Here is a 15,677-nt window from a genome sequence, read left to right as displayed (position 1 = left end):
TCCACACATTAGATACAAGAGAACATGATGACTGACATTACCCTTATCCCCGTTCAAGAACACGAAAAAGACGAGTTTATCCGCGCCTTGCAGCAGTCGTTCAGATTGGCGGTGGCAGACGATTTGGACGACGGAGAAGAAGTTATCAGCCGAGAAGAAATCGAAGAATCCATGAATGCACCTAAAGCAGAGAGCTATCACATTGTTGCCGACGGCGAAAAAACAGGCGGCGCGGTAATTGTCGTCAATGCTGAAACGGAGCGCGGTTCGTTGGATTTACTGTTTATGTTCCCGCAGAAACACGGGAGCGGCTTGGGCGGGAAAGCGTGGCGGGCGATAGAGCGGCTGCACCCCGAAGTACGCGTGTGGGAAACGCATACGCCGTATTTTGAGAAGCGCAACATCCATTTCTACGTCAATAAATGCGGCTTTAAAATCGTAGAGTTTTTTAATCCGCACCACCCCGATACCACTAGACCGCAAGCAATGGGGCAAGATGAAGCGTTTGAATATTTCTTCCGTTTTGAAAAAGAAATGCCGCAACAGCCGTAGGATGTGCTTTCTTGTCTTGAGCTTTTCAGACTTTATAGTGGATTAAAATTGCAATGATACGGTGTTGCCAACGCCCTTATGTACTACCCGTACACGGCGGGCGTTGCCGCCTTGTCTCATTTTTATTTTAATCCACTATATTTATTAAATTTCAGGAGAAAACATGAAAACCATAGGCATCATCGGCGGTATGAGTCCCGAAAGCACCGTGCTCTACTACCAAATCATCAACCGCGAAACCAACCGCCGTTTGGGCGGCAACCGCAGTGCCAAAATCTTGCTCGACAGCGTGGATTTTGAAGAAATCGTCCGTTTGCAGAAAAGCGGCGATTGGGCGGCGGCGGGAAACGTGTTGGCGCAAAGCGCGCGGAAGCTGGAAGTGGGCGGCGCGGATTTTTTGCTGCTCGCCACCAACACCATGCACAAAGTCGCCCCCGCCATCGAACAGGCAGCCGGCATCCCCTTGCTGCACGTCGTCGATGCCACCGCCGCCGCCATCAAACGGCAGGGCTTGTCCGCCGTCGGCCTGCTCGGCACGCACTTTACCATGAGCGACGGTTTTTACACTGAGCGCATGATTTCGCAGGGCGTACAAACCATAGCTCCAACCGCCGCCGAACAAGACGAAATCCACCGCATTATTTTTGACGAACTGTGCCTGAACCGCATCCGCCCCGAATCCGCCCGCTACTTTTACGACGTGATAGGTCGTCTGAAAAACGAAGGCGCGCAGGGCGTGATACTCGGCTGCACCGAAATCTGCCTGCTTGTGAACGAAACCGACAGCCCGCTGCCCGTGTTCGACAGCACCGCCATCCATGCGCTCTCGGCAGTGGATGCGGCGCTGGCGGAATAATAAGTGGGACTCCTGATTAAACTGCTACGGAGTGGATTTGCCATTTCGTATCAGTTTATCCGTAGTCCCACCCATGATGCGGCAAACGCCAAATTTCACGATATGGATGTTATCCGCTTATGAGGAGTAAACTTTGTGAATAATGTTGACGGTTTTGCCTTTGCGGTTAAATTCCGTCTCGGTAGTAATGGCTGAAGCGCAATCCGAACCTTGGTATTTCATATCGATATGATTGGGATTTTTACGGCGCAGTTTGAGAGACCATTCGGAAATTTCGGGTTCGTTGCCGCATTCCATTTTTTCTTTTTTGTTCAAGGTCAGGTTTTTGCGCGGCAGGGTGGAAGGAACGGTTTTAGGGTAGGGCGCTTCGCCGTTGTAACCTTGCTTCATAAAGGCGGAATAGGCTTGTTGCAGCGAACCGGTATAACGGCATTCGTAGCGGGTCACGATGGCATCGAGTTCGGGGTTGCCCGTAGATTTCGGGCTTTCATGGCAGGACAGATTGCCGGCAAAAGCGGCAGGGGAAGCGAGAAGCAGGCAGAGCAGTAAAGGTTTGACGGACATCATAGTTCCTTAGATTGGATTGATGAAATAGGTCGTCTGAAATCAAAGCGGATCCCAAAGACCTTATTTGAAAAACATAATTATACATCGTCGGTCTGACTAAACGAGTCGGATTGACCAATCAGCGTGGTAGCCGATTCCATAAGCATTGACTTTATCCGATGCGTTTCGACGGATTTTTTAGGGAAAAACAGACTCTATTGTGTGTACACGGCGAACCTGCTGCCGGATTTTTAATGGGAAAACCGAGGCTGTAAAGCTGAAAAACAGCCGAACAATTTTTCAGACGGCCTTTGAGAAAGCAATCTACCAACAGGAATCCCCATGCGTACCCTGAAAAACATTCTGACCCTGATGCTCAAAGAGTTCCGCAGTGTGCTGACTGATCCGGTGCTGATGGTGCTGATTGGGTATATCTTTACCGCCACGATTTATCAGATGGCGCAGGTGGGCGCGGATTTGAAAAACGCCACTGTCGGCATCATCGACCAAGACCGTTCGGTTTTGTCCATGCGTATCCGCGATGCCGTGCAGCATCCGTTTTTCAAACCGGTAGAGGACGTGCGGCGCGAAGATTCGGACGAATTGATGGATAAAGGCGAGTTCACCTTTATTTTGGAAGTACCGCCCAATTTTCAGCGCGACATGGCGGCGGGGCGCAATCCTGATTTGCAGCTTTTGGTTGATGCGACGTCGATGACGCAGGCGGGGGTGGGTGCGTCGTATCTTTCGCAAATTATCAACCGCGAAATTTACGAATTCACCGGCGTGACGCGACCGGAGTTAATCAATCCCGTCATCAATACTTATTACAATCCCAACGGCGAGAGCGCGTGGTTCATGCCGACTTCGCAAATCGGCTCGATGTCGTGTATGTTGCTGATTTTATTGACGGGGGCGGCGGTTATCCGCGAACGCGAACGCGGCACAATCGAGCATTTGCTGGTGATGCCGGTCAATGCGTTCGAATTGATGATGGGCAAAGTGCTGGCAAATGCCGCTGTGATTTGGGTGGCGGCGTTGTCGTCGCTTTGGTTTATCGTGCATTTGAGCATAGGCGTGCCGCTCATCGGCTCGGTGCCGCTTTATGCGGTGGGGCTGGCGTTGTTCCTGTTTTCGGTAGCGTCGCTGGGCATCATGATTGCCACCTTCGCATCGACGATGGGACAGTTCGGAATGCTGATGCTGCCGGTGTATATCGTGATGAACCTGTTTGCCGGCGGCGCATCCCCGCGCAGCAACATGCCGTACGCGGCGCAACTGATCAGCGAATATTGGCCGCTGACGCAGTTCGTCAAATTTTCGCAAGACATCCTGTTCCGCGGCGCGGGGATTGAAATCGTGTGGGGGCATATGCTGATCATGGGCTGTATCGGCGTAGGATTCTTATGGCTGGCATTATTGCGGTTTCAAGGGATGTTGGAGAGGCAGGGTTGATGAGGTCGTCAAGCCAACGATCGCTAAAAAGCAAACCTGACGGTTCGCGGCCCTCTCCCTAACCCTCTCCCACGGGGAGAGGGGATTGAGGATACCGAAACCCAACCGTGTTTGGGATTTCCAGCCAATTTCTCCCTTTTTCCAGTGAGAGAGGGATTGAGGATGCCGAACCTCAGCCATTTTGGGATTTCCAGCCAATTTTGTTCCCTCTCCCCGCGGGAGAGGGTTAGGGAGAGGGCAGTAAGCCGCAGGCTTACATTTAGGTTTCTAGGTTTCGCAAAAAATCTTCTGAAAGGTCGCTCCAACAGGAGAACGCACATTCTGAAGCCGTTGCGGCAAATTTTATTTGTGTGAAAGATAAACAAAAGGTCGTCTGAAAACCCAGATTCAGGTTTTCAGACGACCTTTTTATTTCCTTAACACTTTACCTGATACGCTTTACCTGCCCGACTGTTCCCACACGTTTTGTAGATAGGCGTAGGTCAGCTTGGCGGTGCCGGACACCAGCGCGATGTCGCTGCCCAAGTCTTCGGCTTTGCCCACGCCGATGGGCAAGGCGCCGGCGGCTTTGATGGCGGCGACGCCGGCTGCGGCGTCTTCGATGCCGATGCAGCGGCGGATGTCTGCGCCCACGCCCTCGGCGGCGGCGAGGAAGATGTCGGGGGCGGGTTTGGAATGCGCGACCGCGGCGGGGTCGGCGACGGCGTCGAAGAAGTGGGTCAGTCCCATGCGTTCGAGTAGGAACGGGCCGTTTTTACTGGCAGACGCGAGGGCGATTTTTTTGCCGTTTGCCCTCAATGCTTCCAGCAGCGGCAAAATGCCGGGGTACACGTCTTCGGGTTTGACCGCCTGAATCATTTCGACGTAGTTGTCGTTTTTGCGGCGGGTCAGTTCGGCGAACTCGGCTTCGCCGACGGTTTTGCCGCCGTGTGCGAGGATGCGTTTGAGCGAATCGTCGCGCGACACGCCTTTGAGCTGCTCGTTAAACTTGCGGTCGATGCTGATGCCCAGTTCTTCGGCGAGCTTTTTCCATGCGCGGTAGTGGTATTCGGCGGTGTCGGTGATGACGCCGTCGAGGTCAAAGAGCACTGCGGTAAAAGTCATTTTGCATCCTCCTTATTTATTTAACGCGGCGGTGTGGCTGCCGTTGAGCGTGATGTCTTTGCCGTACACCTGCAAATCGAGCGGCTCGCCTTTGAGCAGGGTGAAGACGACGCTTTCTTTGCCGACGGCGACTTTAATCAGACGGCCGCGGTAGTTGATGTGGAAGGCATAGCCTGTCCACGCACTCGGCAGGAACGGTGCGAAGCTGAGTTTGCCGCCCCAGGTTTTCATTTGAGCGAAACCTTGGACGATGGCGAGCCACGAGCCGGTCATGGAGGTGATGTGCAGGCCGTCTTCGGTGTCGTTGTTGTAGTTGTCCAAGTCTAGGCGGGCGGTGCGCTGGTACATTTCCACGGCTTTTTCTTCTTTGCCCAGTTCGGCGGCAAGGATGGCGTGGATACACGGCGACAGCGAGCTTTCGTGCACGGTCATCGGTTCGTAGAAGTCGAAGTTGCGACGTTTTTCGTCGATATTGAAACGGTCACCGAAGAAGTAGATGCCTTGCAAGACGTCCGCCTGTTTGATGAAGGGCGAACGCAGGATTTTGTCCCACGACCATTTCTGGTTGAGCGGCAAATCGTCGGGCGAAAGCGCGGACACGGGGCGAATGTCTTTGTCGAGGAAGCCGTCGTGCTGCACGAATACGCCGAGTTCTTCGTCATGCGGACGGTACATATTCGCGCTGATGTCCGCCCATTTTTCCAGCTCGGCGGCACTCACGTTCAAATCCGGACGCGGGTATTTCGCCAAGGCTTCGCGGGTGTAGTCCAATAGCCATGCGGCGAGGGTGTTGGTGTACCAGTTATTGTTGATGTTGTTTTCGTATTCGTTCGGACCGGTTACGCCGTGAATCATGTATTTGCCGTTGCGTTTGGAGAAGTGGACGCGGTCCGCCCAGAAGCGTGACACTTCGACCAAGACTTCCAAGCCTTCTTTGGCAAGATAGCTTTCGTCGCCGGTGTAGTTGGTGTAGTTGTAGATGGCGTAAGGAATCGCGCCGTTGCGGTGGATTTCCTCGAAGGTGATTTCCCATTCGTTGTGGCACTCGATGCCCGTAAACGTCACCATCGGATAGAGTGCGCCCGCCAAGCCCTGTTCGCGCGCGTTGTGTTGCGCCTGCGGCAGTTGGTTGCGGCGGTATTGCAGCAGGTTGCGGGTAACTTCGGGTTCCGCCAGTGCGAGGTAGAGCGGCACGGCATAGGCTTCGGTGTCCCAATAGGTCGCGCCGCCGTATTTTTCGCCGGTAAAGCCTTTGGGGCCGATATTCAGGCGCGCGTCTTCGCCGTAGTAGGTGGAGAACAGTTGGAACAGGTTGAAGCGGATGCCCTGCTGCGCTTCGTCGCTGCCTTCGATGGCCACGTCGGCGATTTCCCAACGGTGTAGCCAGCCTGCTTTGTGTGCGTCCAGCAAGGTTTCAAACGCAACGCCTGCGACTTTTTCCGACAAGGCGCGGCCTGCGGCTTTTACCGCTTCCAAGCCTTGATAATCGCGGCTGGTGGTAACAATAACCCGTTTTTCAAAGGTTTCGGGCGTACCGCCGACTTCGGCTTCAAAAGAATTGGAGACCTGCCAGTCGGTTTGGCTGCCGCCGAGGGCTTTGAAGCTGCCGGCGAAGGTTTGCTCGGCGTTGACGATGAATTGTTCCACGCCAAAAGGATTGGCGACGGTTTGGGTGGCAATGTAGGAGCGGTCGTCTGAAACGCCTTTGTCCAATACCTGCCAGAATTTTTCTTCGTAGTTGGAGTCTTCGTTTTTCACGTCGGCGTCGATTATGGAATCGATGCGGACTTGGTGGGTTTTGCCGTCAACGGATACGGCTTCCCAGCGAATAACCGCCAGCTCTTTTTGCGCGACGGACAGGAATTTGCACACATCGAAACGCACGCCGAATACGGTGAACGAGCGGCGCAACACGCCGTGCTGCATATCGAGTTCGACGGAGAAGCCGGCAACGTCGTTTTTCGCCAAGTCCACTTCCTGATCGTCGACAAAGATTTTGACTTTGCTGAAATTAAGCGCGTTGATGGCTTTGCCGAAATATTTGGGGTAGCCGTTTTTCCACCAGCCGACGCGGGTTTTGTCGGGGAACCACACGCCGGCGATGTAGGTGCCCAAGTGGCTGTCGGCGGAGTAGGTTTCCTCAAAGCTGCCGCGCATACCCATATAGCCGTTGCCCAAGCTGGTCAGGCTCTCTTGCAGCCGTTTGTGTTCTTTTTTCAGTTTTGCCGAACGCAGCGTCCAAGGGCTGATTTCCATGATTCTTGTGTACATCGTAAAGCTCCTGTTTTGATGGTTTTATGGCAAACCGTTTTGAAATACGGTTTGTCTTATTCAATCGGATAAAGCGTCGGCAGAAGTTTCAGACGACCCTCCTGCCGATAAATAAGAAAATTATGCGCCGCCGCGTGTTTCTTTAATCAGGAACACGGAAAACGCGCCCAGCAGCAAAGCGACGCCCCCTACCAAGAACATATTGGCCTGCAACTCGCCCAGCATCGGGAACAATTTGACGGTCGACAGCGAAGCGACGATTTGGGGCATACAGATGGAGCCGTTGAACAAGCCCAAGTAAGTGCCCATGTGTTTGCCTGACAAAGCGTTGGTCACAATCGTCAGCGGATAAGTGATGATACCCGCCCAAGCGATGCCGATTAAGGTGTAAGACAACACCAGCGCGTATTGATTACTGATGTAGCAAATGGAGAAAAAGCCAAACGCGCCCAAAGCCAGGCAGCTGAAATAACCCACCTTATGGTATCGGTTGGGGATTTTTGCCAATACAAACGAACAAATCACTGCCGCAACCGACTGCACCGCCGCCAATACACCATACCAGTTGCCCGCTTCCTGATAGCCTACGGAAGACGCATTGGTCGCATGCCAGACGTTTTCCGCAATCGCGCCTGTGGAATAAATCCACATATATTGGAAGGCGAACCAGCAGAAAAACTGCACCAGAGTAACCGTCCAAAACGCCTTAGGCGCGGTTTTCAAGAGTTCGAACCAGTTGGTCTTCTCCTGATTCGCCGCCACATCGATGCCGTGGTAGCGGGCGTAGGTCTCCGGATCATATTCCTTCACTTTGAAGATCGTGAACGCGCTGGTAATCACCAGCAACGCCGCACCCACATAAAACGCCACGACCACGGTCTGCGGCACGACGCCTTTCTCGGCAGTGTTCGCCAAACCGATATACGCGAACACAAACGGCAGAATCGCCGCCACAACCGCACCCGTATTCGCCAAGAAACTCTGAATCCCGTAGGCGTAGCCCTTCTGCTCCTCGTTGACCATGTCGCCGACCATCATCTTAAACGGCTGCATCGCCATATTCGACGACACGTCCAACAGCGCAATCATCAGCGCGCCGAACGACAAGGCCGCCAGCGACGCATAGCCGAAGCCGAAGCTGCCCGAGTTCGGCATCAAAATCATCACTATGACCGCAATCAGCGTGCCGTAAAGCAGATACGGCAGACGGCGGCCGCCCAAGCGCGGATTCCAAGTGCGGTCGGAGTAATGGCCGACAATCGGCTGCACCAACATCCCCGCCAACGGCGGCAGGATAAAGAACCAGCCGAGGCTGTGCGGATCGGCGCCGAGCGTCTGGAAGATGCGGCTCATCTGCGAGCTTTGCAGGGTAAAGGCCGTCTGAACGCCGAGAAAACCGAAACTGAGCATCCAAATCGTGCTTTTCGGCAGCGAGGGCAAGCCCTGCCGTGTTGTTTGCGTATTGTCCGACATGAGGTAGTCCTTTCGTTTTTTTGTAATAAAACCGGTTTCGGTAAACATCATGGATGGATACCGATAAAAAGGGGGTATGCCGTGAAGGCGCATGATGTTGAGTTGCGCGGGTCAAGGGTCGTCTGAAAACGAAGACTGAAGACGGATTCAGACGACCTTTTGTCCATATCACATGAAGCTATTTTTTAATCAACAGTTTGGGTAATTCTGCCCAATCGGTTCAATTTTAGTAAGGCAGGCGGCGAACAATCCATAATCGTTGACGTTATGGGGGGTACAAAATAAGAAATCCGTCTGCGAAACAGTAACGAATGATTTAAAAAATTTGATGAACGAAGGAGAAGGCGTTTTCACTTAAGTAACAGTCAAACAAAAACCGTTCGCCGCACTTGGTTTGGAGAGAAAGCGCAGCCGGTGGGCTTTGGTTTTCAGCCGGTTTTGAGTAACGTGTCATCAGTAAAACGCGCTGGAGATTTTGTTGGAAGAGTGGGGGCGCGATTTGCTGTGGGATGATATTGTTGTTGTGAAGCATCTGTTGTAGATAAGCGGAGTCATTATGTTTTAAAACATACATGCTGACAAGTTGCGATAAGTACCATAGTTGACTATCCGCAAAGTTTGGGTGGAAAAGCAAAGAAACAGCTTGCAAGCCCTATTCTGATTGGTTCTATTTGCCGTAGAAGATATTGGAGAGGCGGCAGGGATTTCTTGGATGGAATATTTAGGTCGTCTGAAAACGTTTCAGCCCGTTTTCAGACGACCTTTTTTGACAATGTGATACACTGTCATTCTAACGACATAAATTATCGATGCAAAGTCAAACGTTTCAGGAATACAAAATTGAATATCCTCATCACTTCTCCCCGTGCGCCCGTTGCGCTGGAATGGGCGCGGTTTGCCAAGCGCGGCGGGCATCAGGTCGTGTTTTGCGACAGCCTGCGTTTCCCGGTAGGCATTTTTGCCGGATTGGGCGAGTACCGCCGCATTCCTGCGCCGCGTTTGGATTTCGCCGGCTATGCGCGCGCTATGGCGGAACTGGTGGCGCAGGCGGATTGCGTGGTGCCGACTTGTGAAGATATTTTTTATTTGGCGAGGCTGGATTTGCCGGAGTTGGAGCGTGCTAAATGCTGGATGCCCGATAATGAAACGTTGTTTACTCTGCATGACAAATTCCGTTTTTTCGAGCGGATGCCGCAGGATACGGCGGTACGTTTTCCGGTTACACGCCGAATCACATCAGTTGGCGAAGTCGAATGCGACAGCGTGAAGAAAACGGTATTGAAGCCTGTTTATTCGCGTTTCGGGCGTTCCGTGATACGCGGCGTCACTGAGGGTCGTCTGAAAAACATCCATATCAGTGCGGATTATCCTTGGGTACAGCAGGATTTTATTACGGGGCAGGGGCTGTGTAATTATGTGATTTGCGAACACGGCAGCGTGTTGGCGCATGCCGCCTACCGCCCGCGCTACCTGCTCAACGATTCGGCATCAACCTATTTCGAGCCGCTTTCCGATCCGCGTTTGGACGAATTTGTGACAAAATTTGCCGAGCAAAACGCGTATCACGGACAGGCGGCTTTTGACTTTATTGATGATGGAAAAGATTTGTGGGTGTTGGAATGCAATCCCCGTGCGACCAGCGGTTTACATCTTTTGCGTGAAGATTTGATATTTGACGAGGCAGGGGATTTGCAGCAACGGGAACACAACGCGCTATCCAAGCCTTTACGGGTCGGTGCGACCTTGCCGCTGCTTTTCGGTTATCGGGCTTGGAAAGAGGGAAAATGGTCGTCGCTTTGGCAGGACTTCCAACGTGCGGACGATGTGATTGCTGATTTGCCTGTCTATGCGCAATGGTTGGCATTGGGCGAAATGATGTGGCGCAGCATCCGGCACCATAAACCTTTAACCAGCGCCAGCACTTTCGATATTGAGTTTGACGGCGATGAAAACTGATTTGTCCCATAAATTTGCGGCATTGTTCCGAGATATCCCGCTGCAACGCCTGTTCGCCAATATGAATGCCCGCGCCGAGATTTTGAATATCGGCGGTTTGGATATTCCCTGCACGGTCATCGACAGGATAACGCCGAATTGCTTTACTGCGTCGCCGCATTCGGCAATCGTGGATTATGCGAAAGACGAGTTGGTCAAGTTGCCCGTCGGGCAGCGTATGCTTGCGTCCGGTTTGTTGTCGGCGTTAAGCGGCATGCTGCGGCTGAATCAAATCGACCGCATGGTGACGTTGAACAATTATTGCCTCTCTACCAATAGCTTCTCCGAGACTTTTCAGACGACCTCAATGTCGAAGCTGACCCAAACCGCCGTCGCAAAATGGCCGAAACATGCTTTGTCCGTCCGTTCGTTGAATCCGCGCCAGCATAAGGATTTGATTGAACGGCTGGAACAGATCGGTTGGAAAATGATTGTGACGCGGCAGGTTTACATTATGGATGATTGGCAGGCAGTCATGGCAAAAACCAATACCAAACGCGACCGCAAGATATTTAATGACGGGCGTTATGTTTTTGAGCGCTTGAGTGCCGACAGTCCCGATGCGGATTTTGAAGCGGCGGTGCATTGGTACAACCGTCTGTATCTGCACAAATATTCCAAGCAAAACGTACAATTTACCGTTGAATTTATGCGCGAAGCCGTATCGCGCGACATCTTGAATTTATTTCTACTGCGTGACAGCGAAACCGGTGAAAGTGCCGGTGTATCCGGTGTTGCCATCGACAGCGATACCGCGACTTCGCCCATCGTCGGCTACGATGACGCCAAGCCTCAAAGTGATGCCTTATACCGCCGCTGCATGACGCGTTCCATGCAAACCTGTATAGAAGCGGATGTCCCTTTAAATTTCAGTTCGGGTGCGCCCGATTTCAAAAGAGTGCGCGGCGCAGTCCCTGAAATCGAATATATGGCAGTCTATACGTCCCATCTCCGACCTGCGCGCCGGCTTATTTGGAAGCTGTTACACGCATTGAGTCAGGGCTATTACAAAAAAATCCTAATTAAATACAAACTGTAAACGCAATATCGAACTTATAGTAGATTAACTTTAAACCAGTACGGCGTTGCCTCGCCTTAGCTCAAAGAGAACGATTCTCTAAGGTGCTGAAGCACCAAGTGAATCGGTTCCGTACTATCTGTACTGTCTGCGGCTTCGTCGCCTTGTCCTGATTTAAATTTAATCCACTATAAAACACGGAGTACATCATGAAAAAAACGTTTTTACTCATCAGCCTTGCCGCCACTGCGGCCGCATCCGCCGAAACGATATCGTTGGAAGTATCGGGCAATCCGGCATTCCGTCAATATTCCGCCAATGCAAAGGTAGAGTCTGCGTTCAAATCCATACAAAACGAATGCGGTGATTTTGCCGTTGCGCCTGTTTCGCTTTCCCAGAAAAAGGACGCTAAATATTTCGTCGCAGTCTGCACAATGGGCGGCAGCGCATTGACAGAATTCCAAATCCTATCCAGCAAACACGGCAAATCAAAAGTCTTGTTGGAAGACGGAGGCTATGGAATCAATATCTTGCCAAAACAACATAACAGTTTGCGCGATATCGCCGTTACAGAAGGCAATGCAGGATATTGCACCGAAACGCGTTACCGCTTTAATGGAAAAGCCTACCGACCCTATAAGCACAAGAGCTGCCTAGGTTAATCCATGCTGTAAGTTTCAAAAGAGGTGTATCAACATAAAAAAGTTGATTTGCCATCACAATCAAATAAAACGACACAAACCATGAACATAGAAAAAATGAAACGCGCTTGGTATCCGTTGATACCGAGCAAGCAGCTGAAAGACAAACCCGTTCATCGCGAATTGTTGGGACAGCAGCTGGTATTGGTACGGCTGAACGGACAAGCAGCCTGTATGGATGACTGTTGTCCGCATCGGCATGTGCCGCTGAGTGCGGGCAAAATCGTTTCGGGCAAACTCCAATGTTGTTATCACGGCTGGGAGTTTGACGCGCAAGGCAAAGTTTTGACGGTTGTCGGCGGAATGTGTGCTTGTGAAGAAGCTGAGAGTGTTCCTACGTTTCCATGCCGAGAGTACGACGATTGGGTGTGGGTCTGTTTGGTTTCTGATATTCCTTTCGAACCGTATGCCGATTTTGAAGCGCCGGAAGGTTTTGAAACCGCCAACGCCGTCCGATATATGGAAGGCGATTTTATCCACGCCATCGAAAACTTCCTTGATCCGACCCATACACGCTATATCCATGCCAAACTGCTGCGCAACAACGGCAAGCAAAGCATGCAAATCAGCCAGAGCCACCACGAACGCGGTTTCGTAACGCAGTATCGCCTCAATCAACAGCAAAACGGATTGATTAACAAGTTATTCGACAAAGGCATTACCGTCAACAATGCGGCATTTACATTTCCGGGACTGGTTCGTATCGATTATTTCACGCCGAACAGTCATGAATATCGGATTTCCGCCTTTTTTATTCCGCAAAGCAAGGGCAGCATGAGCTTGAATGTCCGCGTTCATTTCCCTAAAAGCCGTTTTCCGTTGCCTATCAAATTTCATTTGTTCCGCCCGTTTCTTGAACGTCTGATGGTTCAAGATGCCGCTGTTATCAAAAGCCAATACCATCATCACAAGGAACATTATGCGAATAGGCCCTATTGCAGTACCACAAATGATTTGGTGATTGATCATTTGCTGTATCTCTTCTTGGAAAATATGCCTGAAGGAATAGACAAAACGGGAGAAATGAGTTTATAGGGAATGTGAAACAAGAAAAGAAGAATGGCAGCCAGAGGGTCGTCTGAAAACATTTGAAAATAGGTTTCAGACGACCTTTCTATAAAAACTGTCAACAATTTTCATTAATATATTTTGGATGCTTACATATTTATCTTATAAAAATCAATACTCAATCTTTTCGGTATTCGGATAATGTTAAAAGATGAAAGATTTTGTCTTGATTGAACAGGCGGTTTGCGTTATCGTTTGCATTCTTTCATTCATAAACTCTGTGTTTCATCCCAATTGATTGGACAGTCTGACTGTCGCCGTGTTTCTTCAATGCGCGTATCCTAAACCGCTGCTTGGAGGGCTTGCATTACAGGTGCTGTGGCGAGGTGGGTTGCCCCTATTGGTTTGAAGCCGTATAAAAGAGGTCATTATGCAATTATCAGGCGCACAAATCATAGTGCAAAGTCTCAAAGCCGAAGGTGTAGAGTATGTTTTCGGCTATCCGGGCGGCGCAGTCATCGAAATCTACGACGCTATTTTTCAACTCAATAAATTCAAACACATATTGGCACGTCACGAGCAGGCGGCGGTACACGCGGCAGATGCGTATGCGCGCGTCAGCGGCAAAGTCGGCGTTGCGCTGGTTACTTCCGGACCAGGCGTGACCAATGCGTTGACCGGCATTGCCACCGCATACAGCGACTCTATTCCGATGGTGGTCATCAGCGGACAGGTCGGTAATTCGCTCATCGGTACGGATGCGTTTCAAGAGGTGGATACGGTCGGCATTACCCGTCCGTGCGTCAAACACAATTTCTTGGTAACCAATGTCAACGAGCTTGCCGAGACCATCAAGAAAGCATTCCAAATCGCCGCCAGCGGCCGTCCCGGTCCGGTCGTGGTCGATGTTCCTAAAGATGTAACGCAGGCGATGGCGAAATTCAGCTATCCGCAGGAAGACATCTTTATCCGTTCTTACCAACCTGTCGTACAAGGTCATATCGGGCAGATTAAAAAAGCCGTCCAAATGTTGGCTTCTGCCAAGCGTCCGATCGTCTATTTCGGCGGCGGTGCAATCTTGGGCAATGCTTCGGAAGAACTGACGAAGTTCGTCCGTATGATGGGCGCACCGTGTACCGGCACGCTGATGGGTCTGGGTGCATATCCTTCAAGCGACCGCCAATTCTTGGGTATGCTGGGTATGCACGGCACTTACGAAGCCAACCTCGCCATGCAAAACGCGGATGTCGTGTTGGCAGTGGGCGCGCGTTTCGACGACCGTGTCGTATCCGTTCCGTCCAAATTCTTTGAAAAAGCCAAAAAAGTCATTCATATTGATGTTGACCCGTCCAGCATCGCCAAACGCGTCAAAGTCGATATTCCGATTGTCGGCGACGTGAAAAACGTGTTGACTGAAATGATCGGCTTGTGGGGTAAACAAGATACGACCCCCGCTTCCGATTCTTTAGACAAATGGTGGAAAAGCATCGAAGAATGGCGTTCGCGAGACTGTCTGTGGTTTGACAACGACAGCGAAATCATCAAACCGCAATACGTCGTGCAAAAACTTGCCGAAATCACCAACAACTCCGCCATCATCACTTCGGACGTAGGGCAACACCAAATGTTCGCAGCGCAATATTATCCGTTCGAACGCCCGCGCCAATGGCTTAACTCCGGCGGCTTGGGTACGATGGGTGTAGGTTTGCCGTATGCGATGGGCGCGAAACTCGCCGCTCCCGATCAAGACGTGTTCTGTATTACCGGCGAAGGTTCGATTCAGATGAACATCCAAGAATTGTCCACCTGCTTCCAATACCGCATTCCGGTAAACGTCGTTACCCTCAACAACGGCTACCTCGGCATGGTTCGCCAATGGCAGGAGCTGTATTACGGCAACCGCGAATCGGAAACCTATTTCGATTCTCTGCCCGATTTCGTCAAACTGGCGGAAGCATACGGACACATCGGCATCCGTGTGGACAAAAAATCCGATGTTGAAGGCGCGCTTTTGGAAGCGGTCAAACAAAAAGACCGTCTGGTATTTATGGACTTCTTGACCGACAAAAAACAAAACGTGCTGCCCATGGTCGGCAACGGCAAAGGTTTGGATGAAATGGTCCTGCCGCCGCATATGCGCGAAAACCCGAAAGCGTAAGGAGAACGACAATGCGACATATCTTATCTGTTCTGATGGAAAACGAATCAGGCGCTATGAGCCGCGTGGTCGGTCTCTTCTCCGCTCGCGACTACAACATCGACTCCTTGGCTGTAGCCCCGACCGAAGACAAAACCCTCTCGCGCATGACCATCGTTACCCACGGCGACGAGCAAGTCATCGAACAAATCACCAAACAACTCAATAAATTGATTGAGGTGATCAAAGTGGTCGATTTGAACGAAAGCCGTTTTGTCGAACGCGAATTGATGCTGGTAAAAGTCCGCGCCGTCGGCAAAGACCGCGACGAATTTTTACGTCTGACCGAAATCTACCGTGGCAGCATCATCGACGTAACCGACCGCAGCTACACCATCGAAATCACAGGCTCTACCGACAAACTCGACTCTTTTCTCGAAACTGTCGGACGTGCCCAGATTTTGGAAACCGTACGCACAGGCGCAGCCGGTATCGGCCGCGGCGAGCGTATTTTGAAAATTTAACACCGTCAGTTTTCAGACGACCCGATAGGTCGTCTGA

13 protein-coding genes and 1 pseudogene are annotated in these 15,677 nt (G+C 51.4%); 9 read left to right on the top strand and 5 right to left on the bottom strand.

Annotated elements, in window-relative coordinates; translation table 11 throughout:
- Nucleotides 1–27 precede the first annotated feature (27 nt).
- Both DBZ16_RS03450 and DBZ16_RS03445 read left to right on the top strand, forming a co-directional pair.
- Entirely contained in the window at nt 28–552 is a 525-nt protein-coding gene (locus DBZ16_RS03450) for a GNAT family N-acetyltransferase (protein WP_167390258.1), read from the top strand.
- A 163-nt stretch (nt 553–715) separates the two neighbouring features.
- On the top strand, nt 716–1,408 hold the full coding sequence (locus tag DBZ16_RS03445) for an aspartate/glutamate racemase family protein (protein WP_107812921.1): 693 nt from the start codon (nt 716–718) through the stop codon (nt 1,406–1,408).
- A gap of 117 nt (nt 1,409–1,525) precedes the next feature.
- On the opposite strand, the gene DBZ16_RS03440 is transcribed toward DBZ16_RS03445, so the two are convergent.
- Nucleotides 1,526–1,972, bottom strand: a complete 447-nt coding sequence (locus tag DBZ16_RS03440; protein ID WP_107812920.1) for a phage tail protein — start codon at nt 1,970–1,972, stop codon at nt 1,526–1,528.
- Between the two features lie 324 nt (nt 1,973–2,296).
- On the opposite strand from DBZ16_RS03440, the gene DBZ16_RS03435 reads away from it, so the two are divergent.
- Nucleotides 2,297–3,409 (top strand): ABC transporter permease, encoded by a 1,113-nt coding sequence (locus tag DBZ16_RS03435; RefSeq protein WP_107812919.1) that lies wholly within the window; start codon nt 2,297–2,299, stop codon nt 3,407–3,409.
- Between the two features lie 438 nt (nt 3,410–3,847).
- Here the strand turns inward: DBZ16_RS03435 and pgmB are convergent, their stop codons facing one another.
- The 3 genes from pgmB to DBZ16_RS03420 all read right to left on the bottom strand — a co-directional run bounded on the left by pgmB (nt 3,848) and on the right by DBZ16_RS03420 (nt 8,257).
- Complete coding sequence (gene pgmB / locus DBZ16_RS03430; RefSeq protein WP_107812918.1) at nt 3,848–4,513, bottom strand: beta-phosphoglucomutase; 666 nt, start codon at nt 4,511–4,513, stop codon at nt 3,848–3,850.
- A 12-nt stretch (nt 4,514–4,525) separates the two neighbouring features.
- Nucleotides 4,526–6,784, bottom strand: a complete 2,259-nt coding sequence (locus DBZ16_RS03425; RefSeq protein WP_107812917.1) for a glycoside hydrolase family 65 protein — start codon at nt 6,782–6,784, stop codon at nt 4,526–4,528.
- A 120-nt stretch (nt 6,785–6,904) separates the two neighbouring features.
- Nucleotides 6,905–8,257: an SLC45 family MFS transporter gene (locus DBZ16_RS03420; protein ID WP_107812916.1), complete on the bottom strand. Its 1,353-nt coding sequence runs from the start codon at nt 8,255–8,257 to the stop codon at nt 6,905–6,907.
- 840 nt (nt 8,258–9,097) lie between these two features.
- Between DBZ16_RS03420 and DBZ16_RS03415 the strand changes: the two genes are divergently transcribed.
- A complete protein-coding gene (locus DBZ16_RS03415) occupies nt 9,098–10,213 on the top strand; it encodes a carbamoyl-phosphate synthase large subunit (RefSeq protein ID WP_107812915.1) in 1,116 nt (371 codons plus the stop codon).
- Between the two features lies 1 nt (nt 10,214).
- The gene (locus tag DBZ16_RS03410; RefSeq protein WP_240600207.1) at nt 10,215–11,291 is read left to right on the top strand and encodes a GNAT family N-acetyltransferase; all 1,077 of its coding nucleotides are present in this window, start codon (nt 10,215–10,217) and stop codon (nt 11,289–11,291) included.
- A gap of 109 nt (nt 11,292–11,400) precedes the next feature.
- On the opposite strand, the pseudogene DBZ16_RS15620 reads toward DBZ16_RS03410, so the two are convergent.
- A pseudogene (locus DBZ16_RS15620) lies at nt 11,401–11,463 on the bottom strand (transposase); the annotation flags it as partial.
- A gap of 16 nt (nt 11,464–11,479) precedes the next feature.
- On the opposite strand from DBZ16_RS15620, the gene DBZ16_RS03400 reads away from it, so the two are divergent.
- The 4 genes from DBZ16_RS03400 to ilvN all read left to right on the top strand — a co-directional run bounded on the left by DBZ16_RS03400 (nt 11,480) and on the right by ilvN (nt 15,640).
- Complete coding sequence (locus DBZ16_RS03400) at nt 11,480–11,932, top strand: hypothetical protein (protein WP_107812913.1); 453 nt, start codon at nt 11,480–11,482, stop codon at nt 11,930–11,932.
- 81 nt (nt 11,933–12,013) lie between these two features.
- Nucleotides 12,014–13,006, top strand: coding sequence for a Rieske 2Fe-2S domain-containing protein (locus DBZ16_RS03395; RefSeq protein WP_107812912.1), 993 nt, complete (start codon nt 12,014–12,016; stop codon nt 13,004–13,006).
- 403 nt (nt 13,007–13,409) lie between these two features.
- Nucleotides 13,410–15,137, top strand: a complete 1,728-nt coding sequence (gene ilvB, locus DBZ16_RS03390; RefSeq protein WP_070498008.1) for a biosynthetic-type acetolactate synthase large subunit — start codon at nt 13,410–13,412, stop codon at nt 15,135–15,137.
- Between the two features lie 11 nt (nt 15,138–15,148).
- A complete protein-coding gene (gene ilvN / locus DBZ16_RS03385) occupies nt 15,149–15,640 on the top strand; it encodes an acetolactate synthase small subunit (protein WP_029609678.1) in 492 nt (163 codons plus the stop codon).
- Nucleotides 15,641–15,677: the final 37 nt, after the last annotated feature.

This window comes from Neisseria sicca, from assembly GCF_003044565.1.
GTDB classification, from domain to species: Bacteria; Pseudomonadota; Gammaproteobacteria; order Burkholderiales; family Neisseriaceae; genus Neisseria; species Neisseria sicca_A.
This window is presented reverse-complemented; position numbering and strand designations above follow the sequence as displayed.

Coding starts and splice junctions, on each gene's coding strand:
- ilvN (WP_029609678.1), top strand. CDS start 15,149: ATGCGACATATCTTATCTGTTCTGATGGAAAACGAATCAGGCGCTATG.
- DBZ16_RS03420 (WP_107812916.1), bottom strand. CDS start 8,257: ATGTCGGACAATACGCAAACAACACGGCAGGGCTTGCCCTCGCTGCCG.
- DBZ16_RS03445 (WP_107812921.1), top strand. CDS start 716: ATGAAAACCATAGGCATCATCGGCGGTATGAGTCCCGAAAGCACCGTG.
- DBZ16_RS03440 (WP_107812920.1), bottom strand. CDS start 1,972: ATGTCCGTCAAACCTTTACTGCTCTGCCTGCTTCTCGCTTCCCCTGCC.
- DBZ16_RS03450 (WP_167390258.1), top strand. CDS start 28: ATGACTGACATTACCCTTATCCCCGTTCAAGAACACGAAAAAGACGAG.
- DBZ16_RS03425 (WP_107812917.1), bottom strand. CDS start 6,784: ATGTACACAAGAATCATGGAAATCAGCCCTTGGACGCTGCGTTCGGCA.
- DBZ16_RS03400 (WP_107812913.1), top strand. CDS start 11,480: ATGAAAAAAACGTTTTTACTCATCAGCCTTGCCGCCACTGCGGCCGCA.
- pgmB (WP_107812918.1), bottom strand. CDS start 4,513: ATGACTTTTACCGCAGTGCTCTTTGACCTCGACGGCGTCATCACCGAC.
- ilvB (WP_070498008.1), top strand. CDS start 13,410: ATGCAATTATCAGGCGCACAAATCATAGTGCAAAGTCTCAAAGCCGAA.
- DBZ16_RS03395 (WP_107812912.1), top strand. CDS start 12,014: ATGAACATAGAAAAAATGAAACGCGCTTGGTATCCGTTGATACCGAGC.
- DBZ16_RS03435 (WP_107812919.1), top strand. CDS start 2,297: ATGCGTACCCTGAAAAACATTCTGACCCTGATGCTCAAAGAGTTCCGC.